A 19,520-nucleotide genomic window follows, 5' to 3' on the forward strand; every position below is an offset into this window, starting at 1 on the left:
TGATGCCTGATCCGGCACGGGCCAAGCGGCTCGCCAAACGGATCTCCACCATCGTCGCCTCGGCGATCGAGTACGAGATCAAGGATCCCCGCCTGGCGGGGGTCACCATCACCGACGCGAAGGTGTCGGGCGATCTGCACGACGCCACGCTGTACTACACGGTGCTGGGGTCCTCACTCGAAGACGAGCCGGACTATGCCGGTGCGGCGGCGGCGCTGGAGAGCGCCAAGGGCGTGTTGCGGACCAAGGTGGGCGCCGGGACCGGGGTGCGATTCACCCCGACCCTGGCGTTCGTCCGCGATACCGTGCCCGACGCGGCGCACCGGATGGAGGAGCTGCTGGCCCGGGCCCGGGCTGCCGACGAGGATTTGGCGAGAGTTCGGGAGGGCGCCAAGCACGCCGGCGACGCGGACCCGTACCGTGTGAGCGGGGCGGAAGACATGGACGGGCTTGCCGACGGGGCAGACACAGAGGATGCCGGTGACCGCGATCGAACGGATGACTGATACTGCTCGACCTTCCGGTCTGCGCGTCGACGCGCAGACGGCCGCGGACCTGCTTGCGGACGCGGCGAGCGTCAGTGTGGTGTGCCACGTCTATCCCGATGCCGACACCATCGGCGCCGGTCTGGCGCTGGCACAGGTGCTCGACGACGCGGGCAAGCAGGTCGAGGTAGCCTTCGCGGCGCCCGACCAGCTGCCCGAATCCCTGCAGACCCTGCCGGGCGGGCATCTCATGGTTGCGCCGAGCGCGATCCGCGATGACGCGGACCTGGTTGTCACAGTGGACATTCCGAGTATCAACCGCCTCGGTGCGTTGCGCGCGCTGGCCGAGGACGGCCGCCAGGTGCTGGTCATCGACCATCATGCGTCCAACCAGCTGTTCGGCACCGCCAACTATGTCGATCCCACGGCGGACTCCACCACCATGCTGGTGGCCGAGCTTCTCGACGCCTGGGACAAGCCCATCGACAAGTGGGTGGCGCACTGCCTGTACGCCGGACTGACCACCGACACCGGTTCGTTCCGCTGGGCCACCGCTCGGGCGCACCGGCTGGCGGCCCGACTGGTCGAACTCGGGGTGGACAACGCCTCGATCAGCCGTGCCCTGCTCGACACCCACCCATTCGCGTGGCTGCCCATGCTGTCACGGGTATTGGCCTCGGCGCGCCTGCTGCCGGACGCCGTCGGGGGTCGCGGGCTGGTGTATGCCGTTGTACCGCATGACGAATGGTCCAGTGCCCGGCCCGAGGAAGTGGAGAGCATCGTCGACATCGTGCGCACCACCCAGCAGGCTGAGGTCGCGGCGGTATTCAAAGAGATTGAGCCGCAACACTGGTCGGTGTCGATGCGGGCGAAGTCGCTCAATCTGGCCACGGTCGCAAGCTCATTCGGGGGCGGTGGCCATCCGCATGCCGCCGGATACTCCGCGGCCGGGCCCGCCGACGACGTCGTTGAGGCCCTTGCGCAGGCTCTTGCCTGACTCCATCAGAGGGCATCTTGCTTCACTGCATCATGGGCGCCTCGCCTGGTGAATCACATGGTTGAGCCCGAAGGGGACGTTCCGGTCGCCCCGGCCACCACCCGTCGTATCGCCGGCCTGGCGCTTCCGGCGCTGGGAGTCCTGGCGGCCGAGCCCATCTACTTGTTGTTCGACATCGCGATCGTCGGCCGTCTCGGCGCACTGAGCCTCGCCGGGTTGGCCATCGGCGGCTTGATCCTCGGGCTGGTCAACTCGCAGGGGACATTCCTGTCCTACGGCACGACATCACGCTCTGCCCGTCTCTTCGGCGCCGGTGACCGGAAGTCCGCGGTGGGTGAAGGCGTGCAGGCCACCTGGTTGGCGCTCGGGCTGGGGCTGCTCATCATCACGGTGGTGCAGGCCGCGGCGGTGCCGCTGCTGGCGGCCATCGCCGGACGATCAGACATCGCCGACGCCGCGTTGCCGTGGCTGCGCATCGCCATCCTGGCCGCCCCCGCGATTCTGGTGTCCCTGGCCGGCAACGGCTGGATGCGCGGGGTGCAGGACACCGCCCGCCCACTGCGTTACGTGGTGTTCGGGTTCGCGGTGTCGGCAGTGTTGTGTCCGCTGTTGGTCTACGGCTGGCTGGGACTGCCGCGGCGGGGGCTGGCAGGTTCGGCGGTGGCCAACGTGGTGGGGCAGTGGTTGGCGGCCCTGCTGTTTCTGCGTGCCCTGGTGATCGAGAAGGTGCCGCTGCGGGTACAGCCGGCGGTCCTGCGGGCCCAGCTCACCATGGGCCGCGATCTGTTGCTGCGCTCGATCGCCTTCCAAGCCTGCTTCCTGTCCGCAGGGGCGGTGGCAGCGCGATTCGGTGCGGCCGCCGTGGCAGCGCATCAGGTCGTCCTGCAGGTGTGGAGTTTTCTCGCGCTGGTGTTGGATTCGCTGGCGATTGCCGCGCAGTCACTGGTGGGCGCGGCGCTCGGTGCCGGTCAACTCGCACATGCCAAGAGCGTGGCCTGGCGGGTCACACTGTTCTCCACGATGGCCGGAGTGGCGCTGGCCGTGCTGTTCGCCGTCGGCTCCTCGGTGCTGCCGGCGGTGTTCACCGACGACCAATCGGTGCTGGCCGCCATCGACGTGCCGTGGTGGTTCATGGTCGCCCAATTGCCCGTGGCCGGCATCGTCTTCGCGCTCGACGGCGTGCTGTTGGGTGCGGGCGACGCGAAGTTCATGCGCAACGCCACCCTGACCAGTGCGCTGGTCGGCTTCCTGCCGCTGATCTGGTTGTCGCTGATCTACGGATGGGGTCTGTTCGGCATCTGGTCGGGCCTCAGCACGTTCATGGTGCTGCGACTGATCTTCGTCGGCTGGCGGGCGTTCTCAGGTCGGTGGCTGGTCCCCGGGACCGCGTAGCTCACCGCCGGGTGCCGCTGACCACCCATACTGCGCCGCGACCCTTGCCTTGCCCCGCAACGCGCACGTCGCCGAGCCCGGCGTCGCGGCACACCGCGCCGAAGGCCTCGGCCTGCTGGTCGGTCCAGCCGTGGCTGGCCAGTCCGGTGGCATCGTCAGGTGATTGCCGTTCGATCGCGATCAACCGCCCACCCTGCGACAGCACCCGGTGTGCCTCGGCAACCGCTGTTTCGACGTTCTGCCAGTGGTGCACGGTGGCCAGCGCCCACACCACCGTCGCTGAGCCGTCCGGCACGGGCAGGGCTTCCGCCGTGCCCTCGCGCCAGGTGACGGGCCTGCGCCTCGGGGTGACCAGGCGCGCGAGTCGCAGCATGCTCGAGGCGGGGTCGACACCCGTCACCCGGGCACCTCGGCGGACGGCCACTCGGGCGGCTGTACCCGGTCCGCAACCCACATCGACGACATGGTCCGCGGCCGAGACCTGCGCGATATCGGAGGCCAGCCGGGCCTTCGCCCGGCCCATCATCAGGAAGATCAGCCCGCACAGCACCCCGGTGACACCCGCGAATCCGGGGTGATCGGCATGGTGATTGATCGCACGCCCGGCGTTCATGATGTAGACCTTGCCGGTTCAAGGTGGGTTGAAGTCAAATGGCGGCATGGACGTGATCCCGATCGGCGAGGCCGCCGCGCGGTTGCAGATGAGCCCGTCGGCGTTGCGGTACTACGACGAACGCGGACTGGTCTCCCCGCGGGAGCGGCGCGCGGGCAAGCGTATGTACGGACCCGAAGAGCTTCGCCGGCTCGCGTTGCTCAAGATCGTGAACCGGCTGGGACTTCCGCTCGACACCGCCGCGGCCGTGCTCGACGCGCCGAGCGAGCAGTGGCGCGAGACCGTGCGCGAGCAGATCGCCGCGCTGGACCGCGTGATCGCGCAAGCCCAAGGGGCGCAACAGTTTCTGACCCATGCGCTGCGCTGTCCGAAAGACCACCCCGCCCGTGAGTGCGCCACGATGATCGGAGCGCTGGACCGGCTCATCGACGGGATGAGCGTCGAAGAACTCGCCATCGATCAGACCGGAAACGGGTGGCTGGCCGACTGACCAGCCCGGCCCGCCTGTCACGCCTGACTCGGCGTCAGCGCACCTGCGAACGTCCCCGCTCGATCACGGCGCTGCGGCTGGCCGCGATGTCGTCACCGCTCGCCGTCGCCATCCACTCGCGGGCCGAGGCCGCTTCGATCCATAGCCCCTGGTCGGTCTGGGACTGGTCGATGCGGTGATACGAGGCCAGCAGGGCGCGGACGGCGGCCTGATTGTTGGCGACGATCGAAGCGGCGATCTTCCGGGCGGCGGGCAGAAGCTCGTCGTGGGGGACCACCTCGGTGACCAGGCCGGCGCGCAACGCGTCGGTAGCCGACAGGTAGTCGCCGGTCAGGCTCATCCGCCGGGCCAGGCCCACCCCGACCTTCTGTGGCAGGCGCACACTCAGGCCCCAGGTCGGCAGCAACCCCACCCGGGCGTGGGTGTCGGCGAACTTGGCCTGCTCGGAGGCGATCAGGATGTCGCAGTACAGCGCCAGTTCCAGGCCTCCGGTGACCGCGGCGCCGTTGATCGCGCCGATCACGGGCTTGGTCATGGCGGGCCACTTCGGGGAGATGTCGGGCAGCTCCGTGGTGTCGCCCAACTCCTTGAGATCCAAGCCCGCGCAGAACACGGGGTCGGCGCCGGTGAGGATGACGACGTCGACATCGTCGTCCGCCTGAGCGGTGCGCAGTGCAGCGTAGAACTCGGTGCGCAGCTGCGCCGAGAGCGCATTGCGCGACTGGGGCCGATTCAGCGTCAGGGTACGAACACGGTCGGTGGTGTCGACGAGCAGCACTGGGTCGGTCATCCGCTCACCGTAACCGCCGGGCCCAACGCGCCTATCGTGGGTGGCATGTGCCGCAACATCACAGAACTGCGAGGTCTGCAACCCGCCGCCACCGACGAAGAAATCGAGGCCGCGGCCCGCCAGTACGTGCGCAAGGTCAGTGGCATCACCCGGCCGACCGGCGCCAATGTCGAGGCGTTCGAGGCCGCGGTCGCCGAGGTCACCGCGACCACCACGCGGCTGCTCGACAGGCTGGCGCCACGGCGTCAGCCGCCCAAGACCGTTCCGCCACTGCGCCGGCCGGAGGTCCGCGCCCGGCTGGCCGCACAGTGAGCGAAAGCCTCGCGACTCAGCCCGCGCTCAAGGAGTGGAGCGCGGCGGTGCACGCGCTGCTCGACGGCCGGCAGACCGTGCTGCTGCGCAAGGGCGGCATCCATGAGAAGCGGTTCTCGGTGGCGGCACCCGAGTTCGTCCTGTTCCCGACGATCGCGCACAGCCATGCCGAACGGGTGCGGCCACAACACGCAGACCTGCTCGACGCCGCGGCGCCAGACAGCACCGACGATGCGGTGACCATTCGAGCCGGAGCGAAAGTTGTTGCGGCAGTGGAGGTCAACCGGCCCGACGCGATCGACGAGCTGGCGTCGTTACACATCTGGACCGCCGAGTCCGTGCGGGCGGACCGGCTCGATTTTCGCCCCAAACATCGACTGACCGTCCTGGTCGTCCAAGTGAACCCGCTACGCGCGCCGATCACGCTGGCCCGCAAGCCCGAGTTCGCCGGCTGCAAGAGCTGGGTCGACCTGCCGGTGCGGGCGGACTGGGGCACACCGGTGCACGACGACGCGGTACTGCGTGACGTCGCCGAGCGGGTGCGCCGAGCAGTGGGCTGACAGCGACAGTGCTGAGGATTGGAGTCACCACGTGACCGCAACCTTCAGCACTGTTCGCGCTCATCCGAACGGGTGCGCGCCTCAGCCGGCTGACGGCGGGACGGGGCCTGCCGGCAGCACCACCCTGGACACGCCATCGCGACCGTGATGCACGGTATGGGTGGCCCGCACCAGCTGAGAACCGGAGACCGGTGGCTCAGCGGTTCCCAGGTTGCGGGCGAACCGCGGATGTGAGCCGCCGGCGATCATCACCCGGATCCGCGACCCGGCCCGGAACCGATGGGCGACGGCATCGAGCTCGAGCCGAACCGGCCCGGTATGGCCGTTCAACCGGCGGAATCCGTCGGTTACGTTGCGGGACCGGCCTTTTGCGTCCACCTCGCTGATCCGGACGAAGATGTCGTGATAGGGGTTGTCGCAGCTGTGGGCCAGCTCGACGACAGGGCTGCCCGCCACATAGAGGTCGGTCGCAAGCGGGTCGCCGGTGAACGTCAGCACATCGCTGCGCCGGGCGAGGCGGGTGTCGTCGCGGTAGCCGCCGGTAGCTGCCAGCAACCGGCCGCCGACCGTGGGAGTGGGGTCGGCGGGGTGATAGACAAATGACGAGCCGGGTGCGGTTTCCGGGGGCGCGGCGGCACCGAGCCGTCCCATCGGCTGCAAGAACAACTCGTGCTCCGGCATGGCAGGCGGCCAGTCCGACAGCTCCACCCACCCGCGCCCGTTGATGTGAACACGGACCGGGCTGCGGGTGGTCTCGCCCTGGCCGGCCAGATGGGCCCCCAGCCAGTCGAGCGATTCGCCGACCACGGTGGCGACTCCCTTGGTCATCAACTGCGTGTGCGTCCAAGGGCCGACGGTCAACGCCACCGGGACACCGCGTCGGTGGAGCTGCTCGTACTGCTTCAGGCTCTGGTCCAGGAACAGGTCCTGCCATCCACTGAGCAACAGGATGGGTATCTCGGCCCGCTCCAATGCCTCGTCGAACCGCAGCTGGTCCCAGAACGGATCGTCGAGTTCGGGATGTTCCAGCCAGGACTCGAACCACGGTGCACCGCTGCCCAGCAACTGGCGGGCGGCCGTACCCATCGGCAGTCCGGCGGTCGCTTTGGCGAGCTCGGCGGGCCCGCGCAGCTGCCGGGAGAGGGCTTGCAATACGCCGGGCTCCTCCTGGCGGGCCACCATCGCGCTCCAGCCCAGGAAGTCGTTGAGGCTGAAGGCTCCGGTGCCCCAGGATGATGTGCTGAAATCGTGCGGCCCGACGGTGATGACGGCGGCCTTCATCTCCGGTGGCGGGTCGGCCAGCAGTGCCCACTGGGTGAAGCCGAGATAGGACAGGCCCACCGTGGCGAACGAGCCGGTGAACCACGGCTGGTCGCGTAGCCAGGCCACGGTGTCGGCGCCGTCGGCCATCTCGTGGACCATCGGCGTGAACGTCCCGCCCGAGCCGAACGTGCCGCGCACGCTCTGCAGCACGACGTGGTACCCGCGCGCCGCGTAGACCTGTGCGAACAACGGCGAGAAGGGAAACCTCCGGCCGTACGGCCCGCGGACCAGCAGTGTGCCCGCAGGGGAGTCGGTGACGGGTGCGTAATGGTCCGCGACCAGCTCGACGCCGTCGCGCATCGGCACCCGCAACCCGTGGTGCACGGTGAAGTCGGTCTGGTGCGGGGGCAGCCCCAGAACCCTGCTGGCGGCCTTACCGGCGAAGCGGTGGAATCTGTTCACGCGACCAGGCTACGGATCGGACACCGCCGTTCTCAGAACTTGTAGTACGGCGCCAGTTCATGGGCGCGCTGCAGGTTGGTCTGCAGGCAGTCCGGCCGGTCCGGGGAGTGGATGGGCGAGTAGAACAGCGACTGCTGGATGAGGCCGTAGCTGGTGTCGAACGCGATCATGCAGGTGATCCACCAGCGGTCGTTCCAGTCGGTGGGCTTCATGATCCAGTACTGGGCGGCCCGGTGGCCGTCGATATCCAGTTCGACCGCGTCGGGTGGGATGGTCTGCTCATAGGTGCGCCAGACGAATGCCTCGACCGCCATCTGGTAATTGCCCGCGTCGTAGTGGCAGCGCAGGCTGTCCTCGGGCTCCGGCGGGGTGACGGCCAGGCCGATCCGCTGGACCACGTCGAACGGGATGTCGTTGCAGGGATCGAACGGTGACGGGTCCGTGGTCTCGATGACCGGCCACTTGATCGTCGTGGACACGTTGGTCATCGGCAGATCCGTGACATCGAGGTGTAGTGGGCCGGCACCGGCGCCTTCGGAGGGGCTCGACTGCCACACGACTATCACCGCCGACACCAGCGCCGTCAATGCCGACAACAGGCGCAACTTGGCGGCCATCACACTCCCTCGCAGATTGGTGGCAAAACGTTCCCCGGCTTGCGGGGAGTGTAGCGGTCAGTCGCAACGGACTCGACCATAAACGAGAACCTGTTCTAGTTGTCAACGGCCCGCGATGCCGGCGCCCGGTTAGGCTGGTCCGTTGTGGTGGTGCAACTGTGATGGATCACGAGTCGAGGGACCGGCAGCCGATTCTGTGGGCGATCAGCGATCTGCATACCGGGCACAACGGGAACAAGCCGGTCACCGAGTCGTTGTACCCGGCCTCGCCCGACGATTGGCTGATCGTCGCCGGTGACGTCGGGGAGCGCACCGACGAGATCCGCTGGGCTCTGGACCTGCTGCGCAAGCGGTTCGCGAAAGTCATCTGGGTTCCGGGCAACCACGAATTGTGGACCACCAACAAGGACCCGATGCAGATCTTCGGCCGGGCGCGTTACGACTATCTGGTCGACATGTGCGACCAGATGGGTGTGGTCACGCCCGAGCACCCGTATCCGGTGTGGACCGAACAGGGTGGCCCGGCCACCATCGTGCCGATGTTCCTGCTCTACGACTACACGTTCCTGCCCGAGGGGGCTTCGACGAAAGCCGAGGGCCTGGCCATCGCCCGGGACCGCAACGTCGTCGGCACCGACGAGTTCCTTCTGTCCAGCGAGCCCTATGCGACTCGCGACGCCTGGTGCCGTGAGCGGGTGGCGGCCACCCGCAAGCGGCTCGACGATCTGGACTGGATGACCCCGACGGTTCTGGTCAACCACTTCCCGCTGGTCCGCGAACCTTGCGATGCGATGTTCTATCCCGAGTTCTCGCTGTGGTGTGGCACGACGGCCACCAAGGATTGGCACACCCGTTACAACGCGATCTGCTCGGTGTACGGCCACCTGCATATTCCGCGTACCACCTGGTATGACGACGTGCGCTTCGAAGAGGTCTCGGTCGGCTATCCGCGAGAGTGGCGCCGCCGCAAGCCTTTCCGCTGGCTGCGCCAGATCCTGCCTGATCCGAATTACGCACCCGGTTATCTCAACGAGTTCGGCGGACACTTTCAGATCACGGCCGAGATGCGTGCTCACGCTCAGCAGATGCAGGACCGGATCAAGGCCAGGCGCGCATGAGCGGCGCGTTGCTGGGCCAGGTGCTGCCCGACATGCCCGAGAAGATCGCCTGGGCCGAGTTGTATGACGATCCGCCGGGATTGACGGCGCTGCCCGAGGAGGCGGCACTGGTGGCCCGTGCGGTGGCCAAGCGCCGCAACGAGTTCACCACGGTGCGCTATTGCGCTCGCCAGGCGCTGGGCGAACTGGGCGTGGGCCCGGTGCCCATCCTCAAGGGAGACAAGGGTGAACCGTGCTGGCCCGACGGCATCGTCGGCAGCCTGACCCACTGTCAGGGCTTTCGCGGTGCCGTGGTCGGCCGCGTCGGCGGCGTGCGTTCGGTCGGCATCGATGCCGAACCGCACGATGTGCTTCCCGACGGGGTGCTGGGCGCCATCTCGCTGCCATTGGAGCGATCCGAGCTCGGCGGGCTGCCCGACGGCCTGCATTGGGACCGAATCCTGTTCTGCGCCAAGGAAGCCACCTACAAGGCGTGGTATCCGCTGACCCATCGCTGGCTCGGGTTCGAGGATGCCCACATCACGTTCACGGTGAACGGGAACGGTGCGGGCGGAACGTTCCGGTCTCAGATCCTGATCGATCCGGCCGCCGAACACGGCCCGCCGCTGACGGCGCTGGACGGCCGATGGTCGGTGCGAGACGGTGTGACGCTGACGGCGATCGTGCTGTGAGCGTTCCGGAACCCGCGCACGTGAGGAGCAGCCCAGATCCGGGCCTGGTGATCGTCGACAAGCCGGCTGGGATGACCAGCCACGACGTGGTGGGCCGGTGCCGCCGGCTGTTCGGTACCCGCAAGGTCGGGCACGCCGGAACGCTCGATCCGATGGCGACCGGGGTGCTCGTGGTCGGTATCGAACGCGCCACCAAGATCCTCGGCCTGCTCACTGCCACCGCGAAGTCCTATTCGGCGACCATCCGGCTCGGTCAGACCACCACTACCGAAGACGCCGAAGGCGAAGTGCTGCAGACGGTCTCAGCTGTGCACGTCAGTGACGCGCAGATCGAGTCCGCGGTCGCGGCGCTGCGCGGTGACATCGAGCAGGTGCCGTCGGCGGTCAGCGCCATCAAGGTCGCCGGGCAGCGGGCCTACAAACTGGCCCGCGAAGGACAGGTCGTCGAGCTGGCCGCCCGGCCGGTGCGCATCGATCGGTTCGAGGTGCTCGCGGTGCGGGGGGTGGACGAATTCGTCGACGTGGATGTCGACGTGGACTGTTCGTCGGGCACTTATATCCGAGCCCTGGCCCGCGACGTGGGTGTGGCGCTCGGTGTCGGCGGCCATCTGACGGCGTTGCGCCGCACCAGAGTCGGCCGATACGGCTTGGATGAGGCGCGGACGTTGGACGACCTCGCCGAAGAGGCGAGGCTGAGTTACTCACTCGACGAGGCCTGCCTGGTCGGATTTCCGCGCCGTGATCTCACCGCCGAGGAAACCGAGGACACCCGCCACGGCCGGCCGCTGAACCCGGCCGGGATCGACGGGATCTACGCCGCCACCGCGCCCGACGGCCGGGTGATCGCGCTGCTCGAAGACGGGCCGAAGCGCACCAAGAATGTGGTGGTGTTGCGGCCGGCGACGCTGTAACAGCGTCCAGGGGCTACTGACATGCAATCAAGTTGGTATGTTAAGTCGAAGGTGGCGTCCACCCCGGTCGACTAGGATTCCGACAATGTCGGAAGTGGTCAGTAATCGGGGCGGGCGGCGCACGCAGGCCGAGCGCAGCGCAGCGATGCGTACCCGACTGCTGGATGCCACTGTGGACTGTCTGGTCACCTACGGTTATGCCGGCACGACCACGCAGCGGGTCGCCGAAGTTGCAGGCGTTACGCGGGGCGCCCAGGTTCATCACTTCCGGTCCAAGGAAGACCTGGTGGTGGCGGCGATCGAGCATTTGGCCGAACAACGAGTGCAGGCCGCGGTACGTGATCTCGGGCGGGTGGCGGCGAACCCTGACGCTGCTTCGATGGTCCTCGATTATCTGTGGGAATCGCATCAGGGGCCGGTTTTCGTTGCCACACTTGAGCTTTGGGTGGCAGCACGCACCGATGAGGTGTTGGCCGCCCAGATCGAGCGCGTCGAACCGATCGTCACCGGCGCGTTGGTCGGTGCACTTGCGCAACTGGTCCCGGACCGGGTTGCGCAGAAAGAGTTGCGGGACCTGGCGTACACGGCCATGGATGCGCTGCGGGGGATCCTGCTGTCGAGTTTCGCTGACCGCGATCCCCGCCGGGCCAGAAAACGCTGGGACCGGGTGTGTGCGCACCTGCGCCGCATGCTCTCCGACACCCTGAGCGCTGAAGTCTCGTCGTAGTCCGCGCCACGGCCGGCCGTCGGTAATTCACTGCAGATCAGAAGGGCACCGTCAGCCCTCTTGTTAACATACAAACAGGTTGGTATGTTTCTGGCACCGCACAGAAAGAGAGGGTTTCATGCCCAACAAGGTGTATGTGATCGGTGTCGGGATGACGAAGTTCGAGAAGCCCGGTCAGCGTGTGAACGACGACGGATCGGCCTGGGACTATCCCGACATGGCGCGTGAGTCGGGTTCAAAGGCTTTGGCAGACGCGGGAATCGACTACCGCGAGGTCCAGGAGGCTTACGTCGGCTACGTCTACGGAGAGTCGACCTCAGGCCAGCGGGCGGTCTATGAGCTTGGTATGACCGGCATTCCGGTAGTGAATGTCAACAACAACTGCTCCACCGGGTCGACAGCGTTGTATCTGGCCACCCGCGCGGTGCGCAGTGGTATGGCTGACTGCGCGCTGGCGCTCGGATTCGAGAAGATGCAACCAGGTTCCCTCGGCTCGACATACGACGACCGGGAACAACCGATGGCCAAGCACTTCCTGGCGCTGGCCGAGATTTCCGAGGTGCTGTTCCCGCCGGCGCCGTGGATGTTCGGCGCCGCGGGTCGTGAGCACATGAAGCAATACGGCTCCACCGCTGAGCATTTCGCAAAGATCGGCCACAAGAACCACAAGCATTCGGTGAATAATCCGTACGCGCAGTTCCAGCAGGAGTACAGCCTGGACGACATCCTCGGCGCGCGCATGATCTACGACCCGCTCACCAAACTGCAGTGTTCGCCGACTTCTGATGGTTCGGGCGCGGCGATCCTGGCGAGCGAGGAATTCGTCGACGAGCACGGACTGGCCGAGCAGGCCGTCGAGATCGTGGGTCAGGCGATGACCACCGATTTCGAGAACAGCTTCGACGGTACCTGCAAGGCGTTGATCGGGTATCACATGAATGTCGCTGCCGCCCGGCAGGTTTACGACGAGTCTGGTCTCGGACCTGATGACTTCCAGGTGATCGAGCTGCACGACTGCTTCAGCGCGAACGAGCTGTTGCTCTACGAGGCGCTGGGGTTGTGCGCCGAGGGTGAAGCCGCGAAGTTGATCGACAACGGCGACACCACGTATGGGGGTCGTTGGGTGGTCAACCCGTCCGGCGGGCTGATCTCCAAGGGTCATCCGCTCGGTGCCACGGGCCTGGCTCAGTGCGCCGAGCTCACCTGGCAGCTGAGGGGAACTGCCGACAAGCGGCAGGTGGACAACGTGACTGCCGCTTTGCAACACAACATCGGCCTGGGCGGGGCCGCCGTGGTGACCGCCTATCAGCGGGCCGACCGGTAATCAACCAGAACACAAGGAGTAACGACAATGGGACACATCGAAGCGACCCGCGACCTGGCGGCCGGCCCCGATGCGCTGTGGGCGACCGTCTCTGACCCGCAGTCTTGGGACAAGTGGTTCACCGTGCACGACAAGTGGCTCGAAGAGCCGCCCGCCACGCTGACGGCCGGTGCGAAGCTCTCCGCCAAGATTGTCATGCTGGGTATGGCCAACAAAGTCGACTGGACCATCGAGTCGGTCGACGCGCCCCACAGCCTGGTTCTCGGCGGCACCGGAATGGCCGGGGTCAAGGCGAAGTTCGCCTTCACCATCGAGCCGGTGGGCACAGGGTCCCGGTTCACTGTCAGCGGAGACTTCGAAGGGGCCCTGGTCAAGGGCGCCCTTGCCAAAGCAGTGGAGAAGGACGGCGTCAAGCAACTCGACAAGAGCCTGAACGCGCTCGACGAGCTGGCATCGGCGTCGGCATGACCGCGGCGAAGCACGCCGCGGCAGACGAAGAGCTGCGGTTCGACGACAGCGGCCTGAACACCTGGACCGACGAGGAACGTTTCGAGGTCACACGGGAGCGGCTCGCCGAATACGCTGCCGCGACCAATGATCCGATTCCGTCGCACCGTGCCGGAGACGTTGCGCCACCGGTGTTCGCGATCGTTCCGGTGTTCGAGGCATTGCTGGTACCCGCGGTCGACGTGCTGCCCGTGGAGCTGATTCCCCGGGTGGTACACGGCGAACAGGACTTCCATTTCCACCGACCGATCCGGCCGGGAGACAAGTTGGTGTCCCGCGGCAAGATGATCGGCTACGAGGGGCTGGAGAACGGCACCCGTGCCGCGATCTACCTCGAATGCCGCACCGAGGACGGTGAGCTGGTCAACGAGCAGTACGTCACAACCTTCGTGCGGGGCTTCGACGCCGGTAAGTCGGTGGGGGAACTGAGCCCGAGTCACCGGTTCGACGAGACATTGCGCGAGGGTGCCCCGGTGGCCACCGTCATCCAGCATGTCGACGACGATCAAACATTCCGCTACAGCCCCGCCTCGGGTGATCCCATGCCGATCCACCTCGACGACGAGGTGGCGCGCGACGCCGGTTTGCCCGGGATCATCGCGCACGGACTGTGCACCATGGCGTTCGCGTCATGGGCGGTGCTCACCGAGGTTGCCAGCTCAGATGTCAACCGGCTCAAGCGGTTTGCCGTGCGGTTCTCCAAGATGGTGCTGCCCGGAGACGACCTTGAAACCCGCATCTGGCGAAAAGGGGTGACCGACGGCGTCACGACGTACGGGTTCGAAACCGCCAGGGGGTCCGATTTCGTCATCACCGACGGCCTGGCCGAAATAACTGAGGAGGCATAACCATGGGTGCATTGGAAGGACGCGTCGCGATCATCACCGGCGCGGGCCGGGGCATCGGCCGCGAACACGCACTGCTGTTCGCATCGGAAGGGGCCAGCGTCGTCGTCAACGATCTCGGTGGCAGCAATGCCGGCGAGGGCACTGATGCCGGGCCGGCCCACGAGGTGGTGGCCGAGATCAGCGCTGCCGGCGGCAAGGCAGTGGCCAACACCGAGAACATCGCCACCTGGGACGGCGCCAGATCATTGGTGCGACAGGCGGTCGACGAGTTCGGCCGGCTCGATGTCGTGGTCAACAACGCCGGAATCCTGCGGGATTCCTTCATCCCGACGATGACCGAATCTGATTGGGATGCCGTAGTTTCCGTGCATCTCAAAGGGCACTTCTCGGTGCTACGCCATGCAGCTGAGTACTGGAAGGCGCAATCGAAGGCAGGCGATCAGCCGAATGCCGCGGTGATCAATACCGCGTCGGGTTCTGGGACGACGATTCCGAATGCGGGCCAGGCGAACTACGGATCGGCCAAGGCCGCGATCGCCGCGCTGACTTTGGTAGCCGCCGACGAGTTGGAACGCTACGGCGTGCGGGTCAACGCCATCGCGCCGATCGCGCGGACCCGGCTGACCCTCGCCACCCCGGGGATGGGCGCGCTGATGGCCGAGCCGGAGGATGAGAGTGAGGCGGATCTGTTCAGCCCGGCCAACATCTCTCCTCTGGTCGCCTATCTCGCGACGGAGAAGTGCCCGATCACCGGCCGGGTCTACGCCGTGCAGGGCGGCGCGATCTCGCAGCTGGCGGGCTGGCACGATGTCGAGACCATCGAGACCGACGGGTTGTGGCTGATCGATGACATCGCCGAGAGGCTGCCGTCATGATCGAATGGTCCGACACCGATGTCATCATGCGCGACACCGTGCGTGAGTTCATCGACAAGGAGATCCGGCCCCATCTCGACGGTTTGGAGAGCGGCGAGCTTTCGCCGTATCCCTTCGCCCGCAAGCTGTTCAGCGAGTTCGGCCTTGATGTGATGGCGGCAGAGGCCGTCAAGACGATGCTCGACAAGGAGCGTGAGCGCGGATCCGGCGAACGCGGGCAGAAATCCGGTGGCATCGGCGGTCTCGGCGAACAGGCATCCATGGCCGCGGTCATGGTCTCGGAGCTGGCAGGGGTGAGTATCGGGCTGTTGAGCACGATCGGGGTCAGCCTGGGCTTGGGTGCGGCGACCATCATGAGCCGCGGCACCCTCGCACAGAAAGAGCGCTGGTTGCCGGAGCTGATGACGCTCGAGAAGATCGCGGCATGGGCGATCACCGAACCCGATGCGGGATCGGATGCGTTCGGGGGCATGAAAACCTATGTCAAACGTGACGGCTCTGATTACATCCTCAACGGTCAGAAGACCTTCATCTCCAACGGTCCCTACGCCGACGTGCTGATCGTCTACGCCAAACTCGACAACGGCGATGCGGGAATCGACCGGCGTGATCGGCCGGTGTTGACCTTCGTGCTGGACTCAGGCATGCCCGGCCTGACCCAGGGCAAGCCGTTCAAGAAAATGGGCATGATGTCGTCGCCCACAGGGGAGTTGTTCTTCGACAACATCCGGATCAGCCCGGACCGGCTGCTCGGTGAGACCGAATCCCACTCCAGCGGCGACGGGCGCGACAGTGCGCGGGCGAATTTCGTTGCGGAACGGGTCGGGGTGGCGCTGCTGTCGCTGGGCATCATCAACGAGTGTCATCGGTTGTGCCTGGACTACGCGAAGGCCCGCACGCTGTGGGGTAAGAGGATCGCCGAGTTCCAGCTGATCCAATTGAAGCTGGCCCGCATGGAGATCGCCCGGATCAACGTGCAGAACATGGTGTTCCAGTCTCTGGAACGGCTGAAGACCGGTTCGCTCCCGACGCTTTCCGAGGCTTCGGCGATCAAGCTGTACTCGTCGGAGGCCGCGACCGAGGTCGCCATGGAGGCCGTTCAGCTCTTTGGCGGCAACGGCTATATGGCCGAATACCGGGTGGAACAACTCGCCCGCGATGCCAAATCGCTGATGATCTACGCGGGCAGTAACGAGGTGCAGGTGACGCACATCGCGAAGGGGCTGCTGGCGGGATGATCGCCGAGACGCGGGCCACGTTCGGTGGCGTCGCGACCAGGGTGCTGTCGGTCTCGGGCAGCGGGACTCCGGTGGTTCTGCTGCACGGCTACGCCGACAGTGCCGACACCTGGCGCGCGGTGCTCACGCGACTGGAGGCGTTGGGGCGCAGGGCATTCGCCGTTGATCTGCCCGGCTTCGGCCGGGCAGAGCGCCGCCACCCCGGCCCATTGCTGCCGCAGTTCGACGCGTTCGCCGACGCGGTCCTCGCTGATCTCGGACCTGCGATTCTGGTCGGCAACTCGCTTGGCGCAGCGACCGCGGTTCGCGCGGCCATCCGTAACCCTGAGGCGGTCTACGGGCTGGTGGCACTTGACGATCCGCTCAACGCGGGGCACTGGATCGCGAAACTGGCCCGAAAGCGCGCTGTGCCTGCGAGTTTCTGGTCATGTGTCGCCCGCATCCCGGTTCCGGCGCGTACGCTGCGGTGGCTCACCGTGAACGCCGTGCCGAGGGCGCTCTACGGTCCTGGATCCATCGCAGATCCCGAGGTCGTGGCTTATTGGTCCGGTTTGGCGTCGGGGCTCTCCGATGTCGCGGATATGGGCCGGGACGCCTTCCGGTACGCGCACGAAGCCCTGGGTACCCATCGGGACGTCCGCGTCGGCTGCCCCACCGTGGTTGTCCACGGCGCGCACGACCGCATCATCCCTGTCAAAGCGAGTCGAATACTGCACCAACAGATTCCAGGAAGTGAGCTCGTCGTGCTGTCCCGTTCAGGTCATTGCCCGCAACTCGACGACCCCGATGCCGTGGTTCGGCTCATCACGGGGATCGGAGCGGCCGCATGATGGATGCACTGCATCAGCTCCGTGATCTCGTGGCAGCGGCACTGGTGCTGCAGCGGCGCGGTCTGGTCAATCTGAGCCGGCCCGTCGAAGCTCTCCGCGCCTCTCATGCGCTACGCAGATACGGGTCGTTCGGCGGCCTCGTCAGGCACACTGCCTCGCGCTATGGTGATGCGACCGCACTGGTGGATGAAGCCGGAACCATGAGCTTCCGCGATCTCGAGCGGACCTCGAATGCGTTGGCCCGTGGTCTGTCTCGCAAGGGAATCAGCGCCGGTGCGGTGCTCGGTGTCCTGGAGCGGAATCACCGGGGACTGATGCTCGCGTTGGCCGCGGCCGGCAAGATCGGCGCCAGGGTGGTACTTCTCAACACCGGATTCGCCGCACCACAGCTGGCTGATGTCTGTGCGCGGGAGAACGTTTCGGCGGTCATCGCCGATGAAGAGTTCGCATCGCTCCTCGACGTGTTGCCGCCTGATATTGAGCGGATCGTCGGATGGGCTGGTGACATGTCGACACTTCCCACGCTGCACAGCATCGCGGGGGACGAGTGGACCGATCCGTTGCCCGCACCGGGCACGCTGGGTGGGATGGTGTTGTTGACGAGCGGCACCACCGGAACCCCCAAGGGAGCACCGCGAAACAAGGTGAGCCCGCTTCAATCCGCCCAACTGCTCGACCGGATCCCATGGCCGGCCGACAGTACATACTTCGTGGCCGCGCCGATGTTTCACGCCACAGGTCTGGCGACCTGTTCGTTGGGACTTGCGTTGGGCAACCGGGTCGTGCTCACCCGACGGTTCGAGCCCGAGACCACGCTCGCATCGATCGAAGACTACGAGGTCACCACACTGATTCTCGTTCCCACCATGCTGCAGCGCATTCTCGATCTCGGCCCCGACGTGCTGGCTCGTTACGACACCTCTTCATTGAAGGTCATCTTCGCCGCAGGCTCTGCGCTGTCCCCTGACTTGTGCCGGCGGACCGCTGACGCCTTCGGTGATGTGCTGTACAACCTGTATGGGTCCACGGAGGTGGCCGTCGCGGCGGTCGCCACCCCGGGCGAGTTGCGCGCGGCGCCCGGGACCGTCGGCCGTCCGCCGGTCGGCTGCAGGCTGGCCGCCTACGACGAGCAGCGCCGAAAGATCACCGAACCGGGCCGAACCGGAACGCTTTTCGTGTCGAGCGGACTGAGTTTCTCGGGGTACACCGATGGCAGACAGAAGGAGATCGTCGACGGGCTGTTGTCGTCAGGGGATACCGGACACTTCAACGCCGACGGCCTGTGGTTCGTCGACGGGCGCGACGACGACATGATCGTTTCGGGCGGAGAGAACGTTTTTCCGCTCGAAGTCGAGAATCTGCTCGCCGACCATCCCGCAGTCGCCGAGGCATGCGTACTGGGGGTCGACGATAACGAATTCGGGAAACGACTGCGGGCCTTCGTGGTCCGGCAATCTGATGCAGACCTGGATGCAGACGGTGTGAGAACCCACGTGCGTTCCGGGCTGGCTCGGCACAAGGTGCCAAGGGACGTCATCTTCCTTGACTCGCTGCCGCGTAACGAGACCGGGAAGGTTCTCAAAGGTGTGTTGCGGAAGGAGTTTCGATGAGGTCGGACGCGTATCAAGGTGGCCGAGTGGTGGCGATCACCGGCGGGGCACGGGGGATCGGCAAGGCAACGGGGGCCGCATTTCTGCGGGCAGGTGCGCGGGTTGCTCTCGGCGACATCGACGCAGAACTGGTCGAGAAGACCGCGGTGCAGCTCGCCGAAGCCACCGGTGGCGTGGTGTGTGGCCTACCGCTCGACGTCACTGACCGGGCGTCGTTCTCGGCGTTTCTGGACGATGCCGAGCAACGGCTGGGCCGGCTCGATGTGTTGGTGAACAATGCCGGGATCATGCCCACCGGGCTGTTCGTCGATGAATCCGATGAGATGACGGACCGTATGGTCGCGATCAATCTGTTCGGCGTCCTGAACGGGTCGAAGCTGGCCGCCGTACGGATGGCAGGGCGACGTGGCCATATCGTCAATGTGGCTTCGCTGGGGGGAGCGGGTGCGTTTCCCGGTCTGGCCACCTACTGCGCCACCAAGCATGCGGTGGTGGGTTTTTCCGAGACCTTGCAGCTGGAACTTGAGGCCAAGGGCATCGGTGTCACCGCGGTTCTGCCGGGGGTGGTGAAAACCGAGCTCTCCGCGGGCCACAGCGCCCCGAAGTGGGTTCGGCCGGTGGCCGAGGTGGAACCCGAGGATGTGGCCGCCGCGATCGTCGCATCCGTCGGTAGCCGACGGACCAAGGTGGCGGTGCCCAGGCCGCTCGGCGCGGTCATCAAGGTCGCCTCGACGCTGCCCGACCGGCTTCGGCATCGCGCCATGCAGGCGGCTCGCTTCGACACCGCATTCGTCGACGTCGACCCCGCTGTCCGGGCGGCCTACCAGCACCGTCTGCAACCCTGACTCGCGCCTGATCGCTGCGTTTCCGCTTGGCTTGC

At 66.4% G+C, this 19,520-nt stretch carries 22 protein-coding genes; 18 read left to right on the plus strand and 4 right to left on the minus strand.

Features of this window, described 5'->3' with window-relative positions:
- Positions 1-2 precede the first annotated feature (2 nt).
- Genes rbfA through QQ25_RS13490 form a run of 3 tightly spaced genes read left to right on the plus strand, consistent with a single transcriptional unit; the run spans position 3 to position 2,874 of the window.
- Complete coding sequence (rbfA, locus tag QQ25_RS13480) at positions 3-506, plus strand: 30S ribosome-binding factor RbfA (RefSeq protein WP_039320453.1); 504 nt, start codon at positions 3-5, stop codon at positions 504-506.
- On the plus strand, positions 475-1,482 hold the full coding sequence (locus QQ25_RS13485) for a DHH family phosphoesterase (protein ID WP_082017523.1): 1,008 nt from the start codon (positions 475-477) through the stop codon (positions 1,480-1,482). Before rbfA ends, QQ25_RS13485 begins: the two co-directional genes overlap by 32 nt.
- A 57-nt stretch (positions 1,483-1,539) precedes the next feature.
- Positions 1,540-2,874 (plus strand): MATE family efflux transporter, encoded by a 1,335-nt coding sequence (locus QQ25_RS13490; RefSeq protein WP_039379088.1) that lies wholly within the window; start codon positions 1,540-1,542, stop codon positions 2,872-2,874.
- A gap of 1 nt (position 2,875) precedes the next feature.
- On the opposite strand, the gene QQ25_RS13495 is transcribed toward QQ25_RS13490, so the two are convergent.
- The gene (locus tag QQ25_RS13495; RefSeq protein WP_039379089.1) at positions 2,876-3,487 is read right to left on the minus strand and encodes a class I SAM-dependent methyltransferase; all 612 of its coding nucleotides are present in this window, start codon (positions 3,485-3,487) and stop codon (positions 2,876-2,878) included.
- Positions 3,488-3,533: 46 nt separating this feature from the next.
- Between QQ25_RS13495 and QQ25_RS13500 the strand changes: the two genes are divergently transcribed.
- Positions 3,534-3,977 (plus strand): MerR family transcriptional regulator, encoded by a 444-nt coding sequence (locus QQ25_RS13500; RefSeq protein ID WP_039319112.1) that lies wholly within the window; start codon positions 3,534-3,536, stop codon positions 3,975-3,977.
- A 34-nt stretch (positions 3,978-4,011) separates the two neighbouring features.
- On the opposite strand, the gene QQ25_RS13505 is transcribed toward QQ25_RS13500, so the two are convergent.
- On the minus strand, positions 4,012-4,767 hold the full coding sequence (locus tag QQ25_RS13505; RefSeq protein ID WP_039319115.1) for an enoyl-CoA hydratase: 756 nt from the start codon (positions 4,765-4,767) through the stop codon (positions 4,012-4,014).
- 45 nt (positions 4,768-4,812) lie between these two features.
- Between QQ25_RS13505 and QQ25_RS13510 the strand changes: the two genes are divergently transcribed.
- Together QQ25_RS13510 and QQ25_RS13515 are read left to right on the plus strand one after the other, a co-directional pair.
- Entirely contained in the window at positions 4,813-5,079 is a 267-nt protein-coding gene (locus tag QQ25_RS13510) for a DUF2277 domain-containing protein (RefSeq protein WP_039379091.1), read from the plus strand.
- Positions 5,076-5,639 carry a DUF1802 family protein gene (locus QQ25_RS13515; RefSeq protein ID WP_039319121.1) on the plus strand — a complete coding sequence of 188 codons (564 nt, stop codon included), beginning with the start codon at positions 5,076-5,078 and terminating at the stop codon, positions 5,637-5,639. The genes QQ25_RS13510 and QQ25_RS13515 overlap by 4 nt, the downstream gene beginning before the upstream one ends.
- 81 nt (positions 5,640-5,720) lie before the next feature.
- On the opposite strand, the gene QQ25_RS13520 is transcribed toward QQ25_RS13515, so the two are convergent.
- Both QQ25_RS13520 and QQ25_RS13525 read right to left on the minus strand, forming a co-directional pair.
- Positions 5,721-7,364, minus strand: a complete 1,644-nt coding sequence (locus QQ25_RS13520) for a CocE/NonD family hydrolase (RefSeq protein WP_039379093.1) — start codon at positions 7,362-7,364, stop codon at positions 5,721-5,723.
- A gap of 32 nt (positions 7,365-7,396) precedes the next feature.
- Positions 7,397-7,981: a DUF3558 domain-containing protein gene (locus QQ25_RS13525; RefSeq protein ID WP_039319127.1), complete on the minus strand. Its 585-nt coding sequence runs from the start codon at positions 7,979-7,981 to the stop codon at positions 7,397-7,399.
- A gap of 161 nt (positions 7,982-8,142) precedes the next feature.
- Between QQ25_RS13525 and QQ25_RS13530 the strand changes: the two genes are divergently transcribed.
- From QQ25_RS13530 to QQ25_RS13585, 12 genes are all read left to right on the plus strand, one after another.
- Positions 8,143-9,099 carry an ACP phosphodiesterase PptH gene (locus tag QQ25_RS13530; RefSeq protein WP_039319130.1) on the plus strand — a complete coding sequence of 319 codons (957 nt, stop codon included), beginning with the start codon at positions 8,143-8,145 and terminating at the stop codon, positions 9,097-9,099.
- A complete protein-coding gene (pptT, locus tag QQ25_RS13535; RefSeq protein ID WP_039379097.1) occupies positions 9,096-9,770 on the plus strand; it encodes a 4'-phosphopantetheinyl transferase PptT in 675 nt (224 codons plus the stop codon). Before QQ25_RS13530 ends, pptT begins: the two co-directional genes overlap by 4 nt.
- Positions 9,725-10,681 carry a tRNA pseudouridine(55) synthase TruB gene (gene truB, locus QQ25_RS13540; protein WP_276015471.1) on the plus strand — a complete coding sequence of 319 codons (957 nt, stop codon included), beginning with the start codon at positions 9,725-9,727 and terminating at the stop codon, positions 10,679-10,681. The genes pptT and truB overlap by 46 nt, the downstream gene beginning before the upstream one ends.
- 85 nt (positions 10,682-10,766) lie before the next feature.
- The gene (locus QQ25_RS13545; RefSeq protein WP_039379098.1) at positions 10,767-11,408 is read left to right on the plus strand and encodes a TetR/AcrR family transcriptional regulator; all 642 of its coding nucleotides are present in this window, start codon (positions 10,767-10,769) and stop codon (positions 11,406-11,408) included.
- A gap of 118 nt (positions 11,409-11,526) precedes the next feature.
- Positions 11,527-12,732 (plus strand): lipid-transfer protein, encoded by a 1,206-nt coding sequence (locus QQ25_RS13550; protein ID WP_039379100.1) that lies wholly within the window; start codon positions 11,527-11,529, stop codon positions 12,730-12,732.
- 27 nt (positions 12,733-12,759) lie between these two features.
- A complete protein-coding gene (locus QQ25_RS13555) occupies positions 12,760-13,200 on the plus strand; it encodes a type II toxin-antitoxin system Rv0910 family toxin (protein WP_039379101.1) in 441 nt (146 codons plus the stop codon).
- Positions 13,197-14,087: a MaoC/PaaZ C-terminal domain-containing protein gene (locus QQ25_RS13560; protein ID WP_039379103.1), complete on the plus strand. Its 891-nt coding sequence runs from the start codon at positions 13,197-13,199 to the stop codon at positions 14,085-14,087. The genes QQ25_RS13555 and QQ25_RS13560 overlap by 4 nt, the downstream gene beginning before the upstream one ends.
- A gap of 2 nt (positions 14,088-14,089) precedes the next feature.
- A complete protein-coding gene (locus QQ25_RS13565) occupies positions 14,090-14,962 on the plus strand; it encodes an SDR family oxidoreductase (RefSeq protein ID WP_039379105.1) in 873 nt (290 codons plus the stop codon).
- Positions 14,959-16,200: an acyl-CoA dehydrogenase family protein gene (locus QQ25_RS13570; protein ID WP_039379107.1), complete on the plus strand. Its 1,242-nt coding sequence runs from the start codon at positions 14,959-14,961 to the stop codon at positions 16,198-16,200. The genes QQ25_RS13565 and QQ25_RS13570 overlap by 4 nt, the downstream gene beginning before the upstream one ends.
- Complete coding sequence (locus tag QQ25_RS13575) at positions 16,197-17,030, plus strand: alpha/beta fold hydrolase (protein ID WP_039379109.1); 834 nt, start codon at positions 16,197-16,199, stop codon at positions 17,028-17,030. The genes QQ25_RS13570 and QQ25_RS13575 overlap by 4 nt, the downstream gene beginning before the upstream one ends.
- On the plus strand, positions 17,027-18,640 hold the full coding sequence (locus QQ25_RS13580) for an acyl-CoA synthetase (RefSeq protein ID WP_082017524.1): 1,614 nt from the start codon (positions 17,027-17,029) through the stop codon (positions 18,638-18,640). Before QQ25_RS13575 ends, QQ25_RS13580 begins: the two co-directional genes overlap by 4 nt.
- Complete coding sequence (locus tag QQ25_RS13585; protein ID WP_039379112.1) at positions 18,637-19,485, plus strand: SDR family oxidoreductase; 849 nt, start codon at positions 18,637-18,639, stop codon at positions 19,483-19,485. Before QQ25_RS13580 ends, QQ25_RS13585 begins: the two co-directional genes overlap by 4 nt.
- The last annotated feature ends 35 nt before the right edge of the window (positions 19,486-19,520 follow it).

It is taken from the genome of Mycolicibacterium setense, assembly GCF_000805385.1.
Classification (GTDB): Bacteria; Actinomycetota; Actinomycetes; order Mycobacteriales; family Mycobacteriaceae; genus Mycobacterium; species Mycobacterium setense.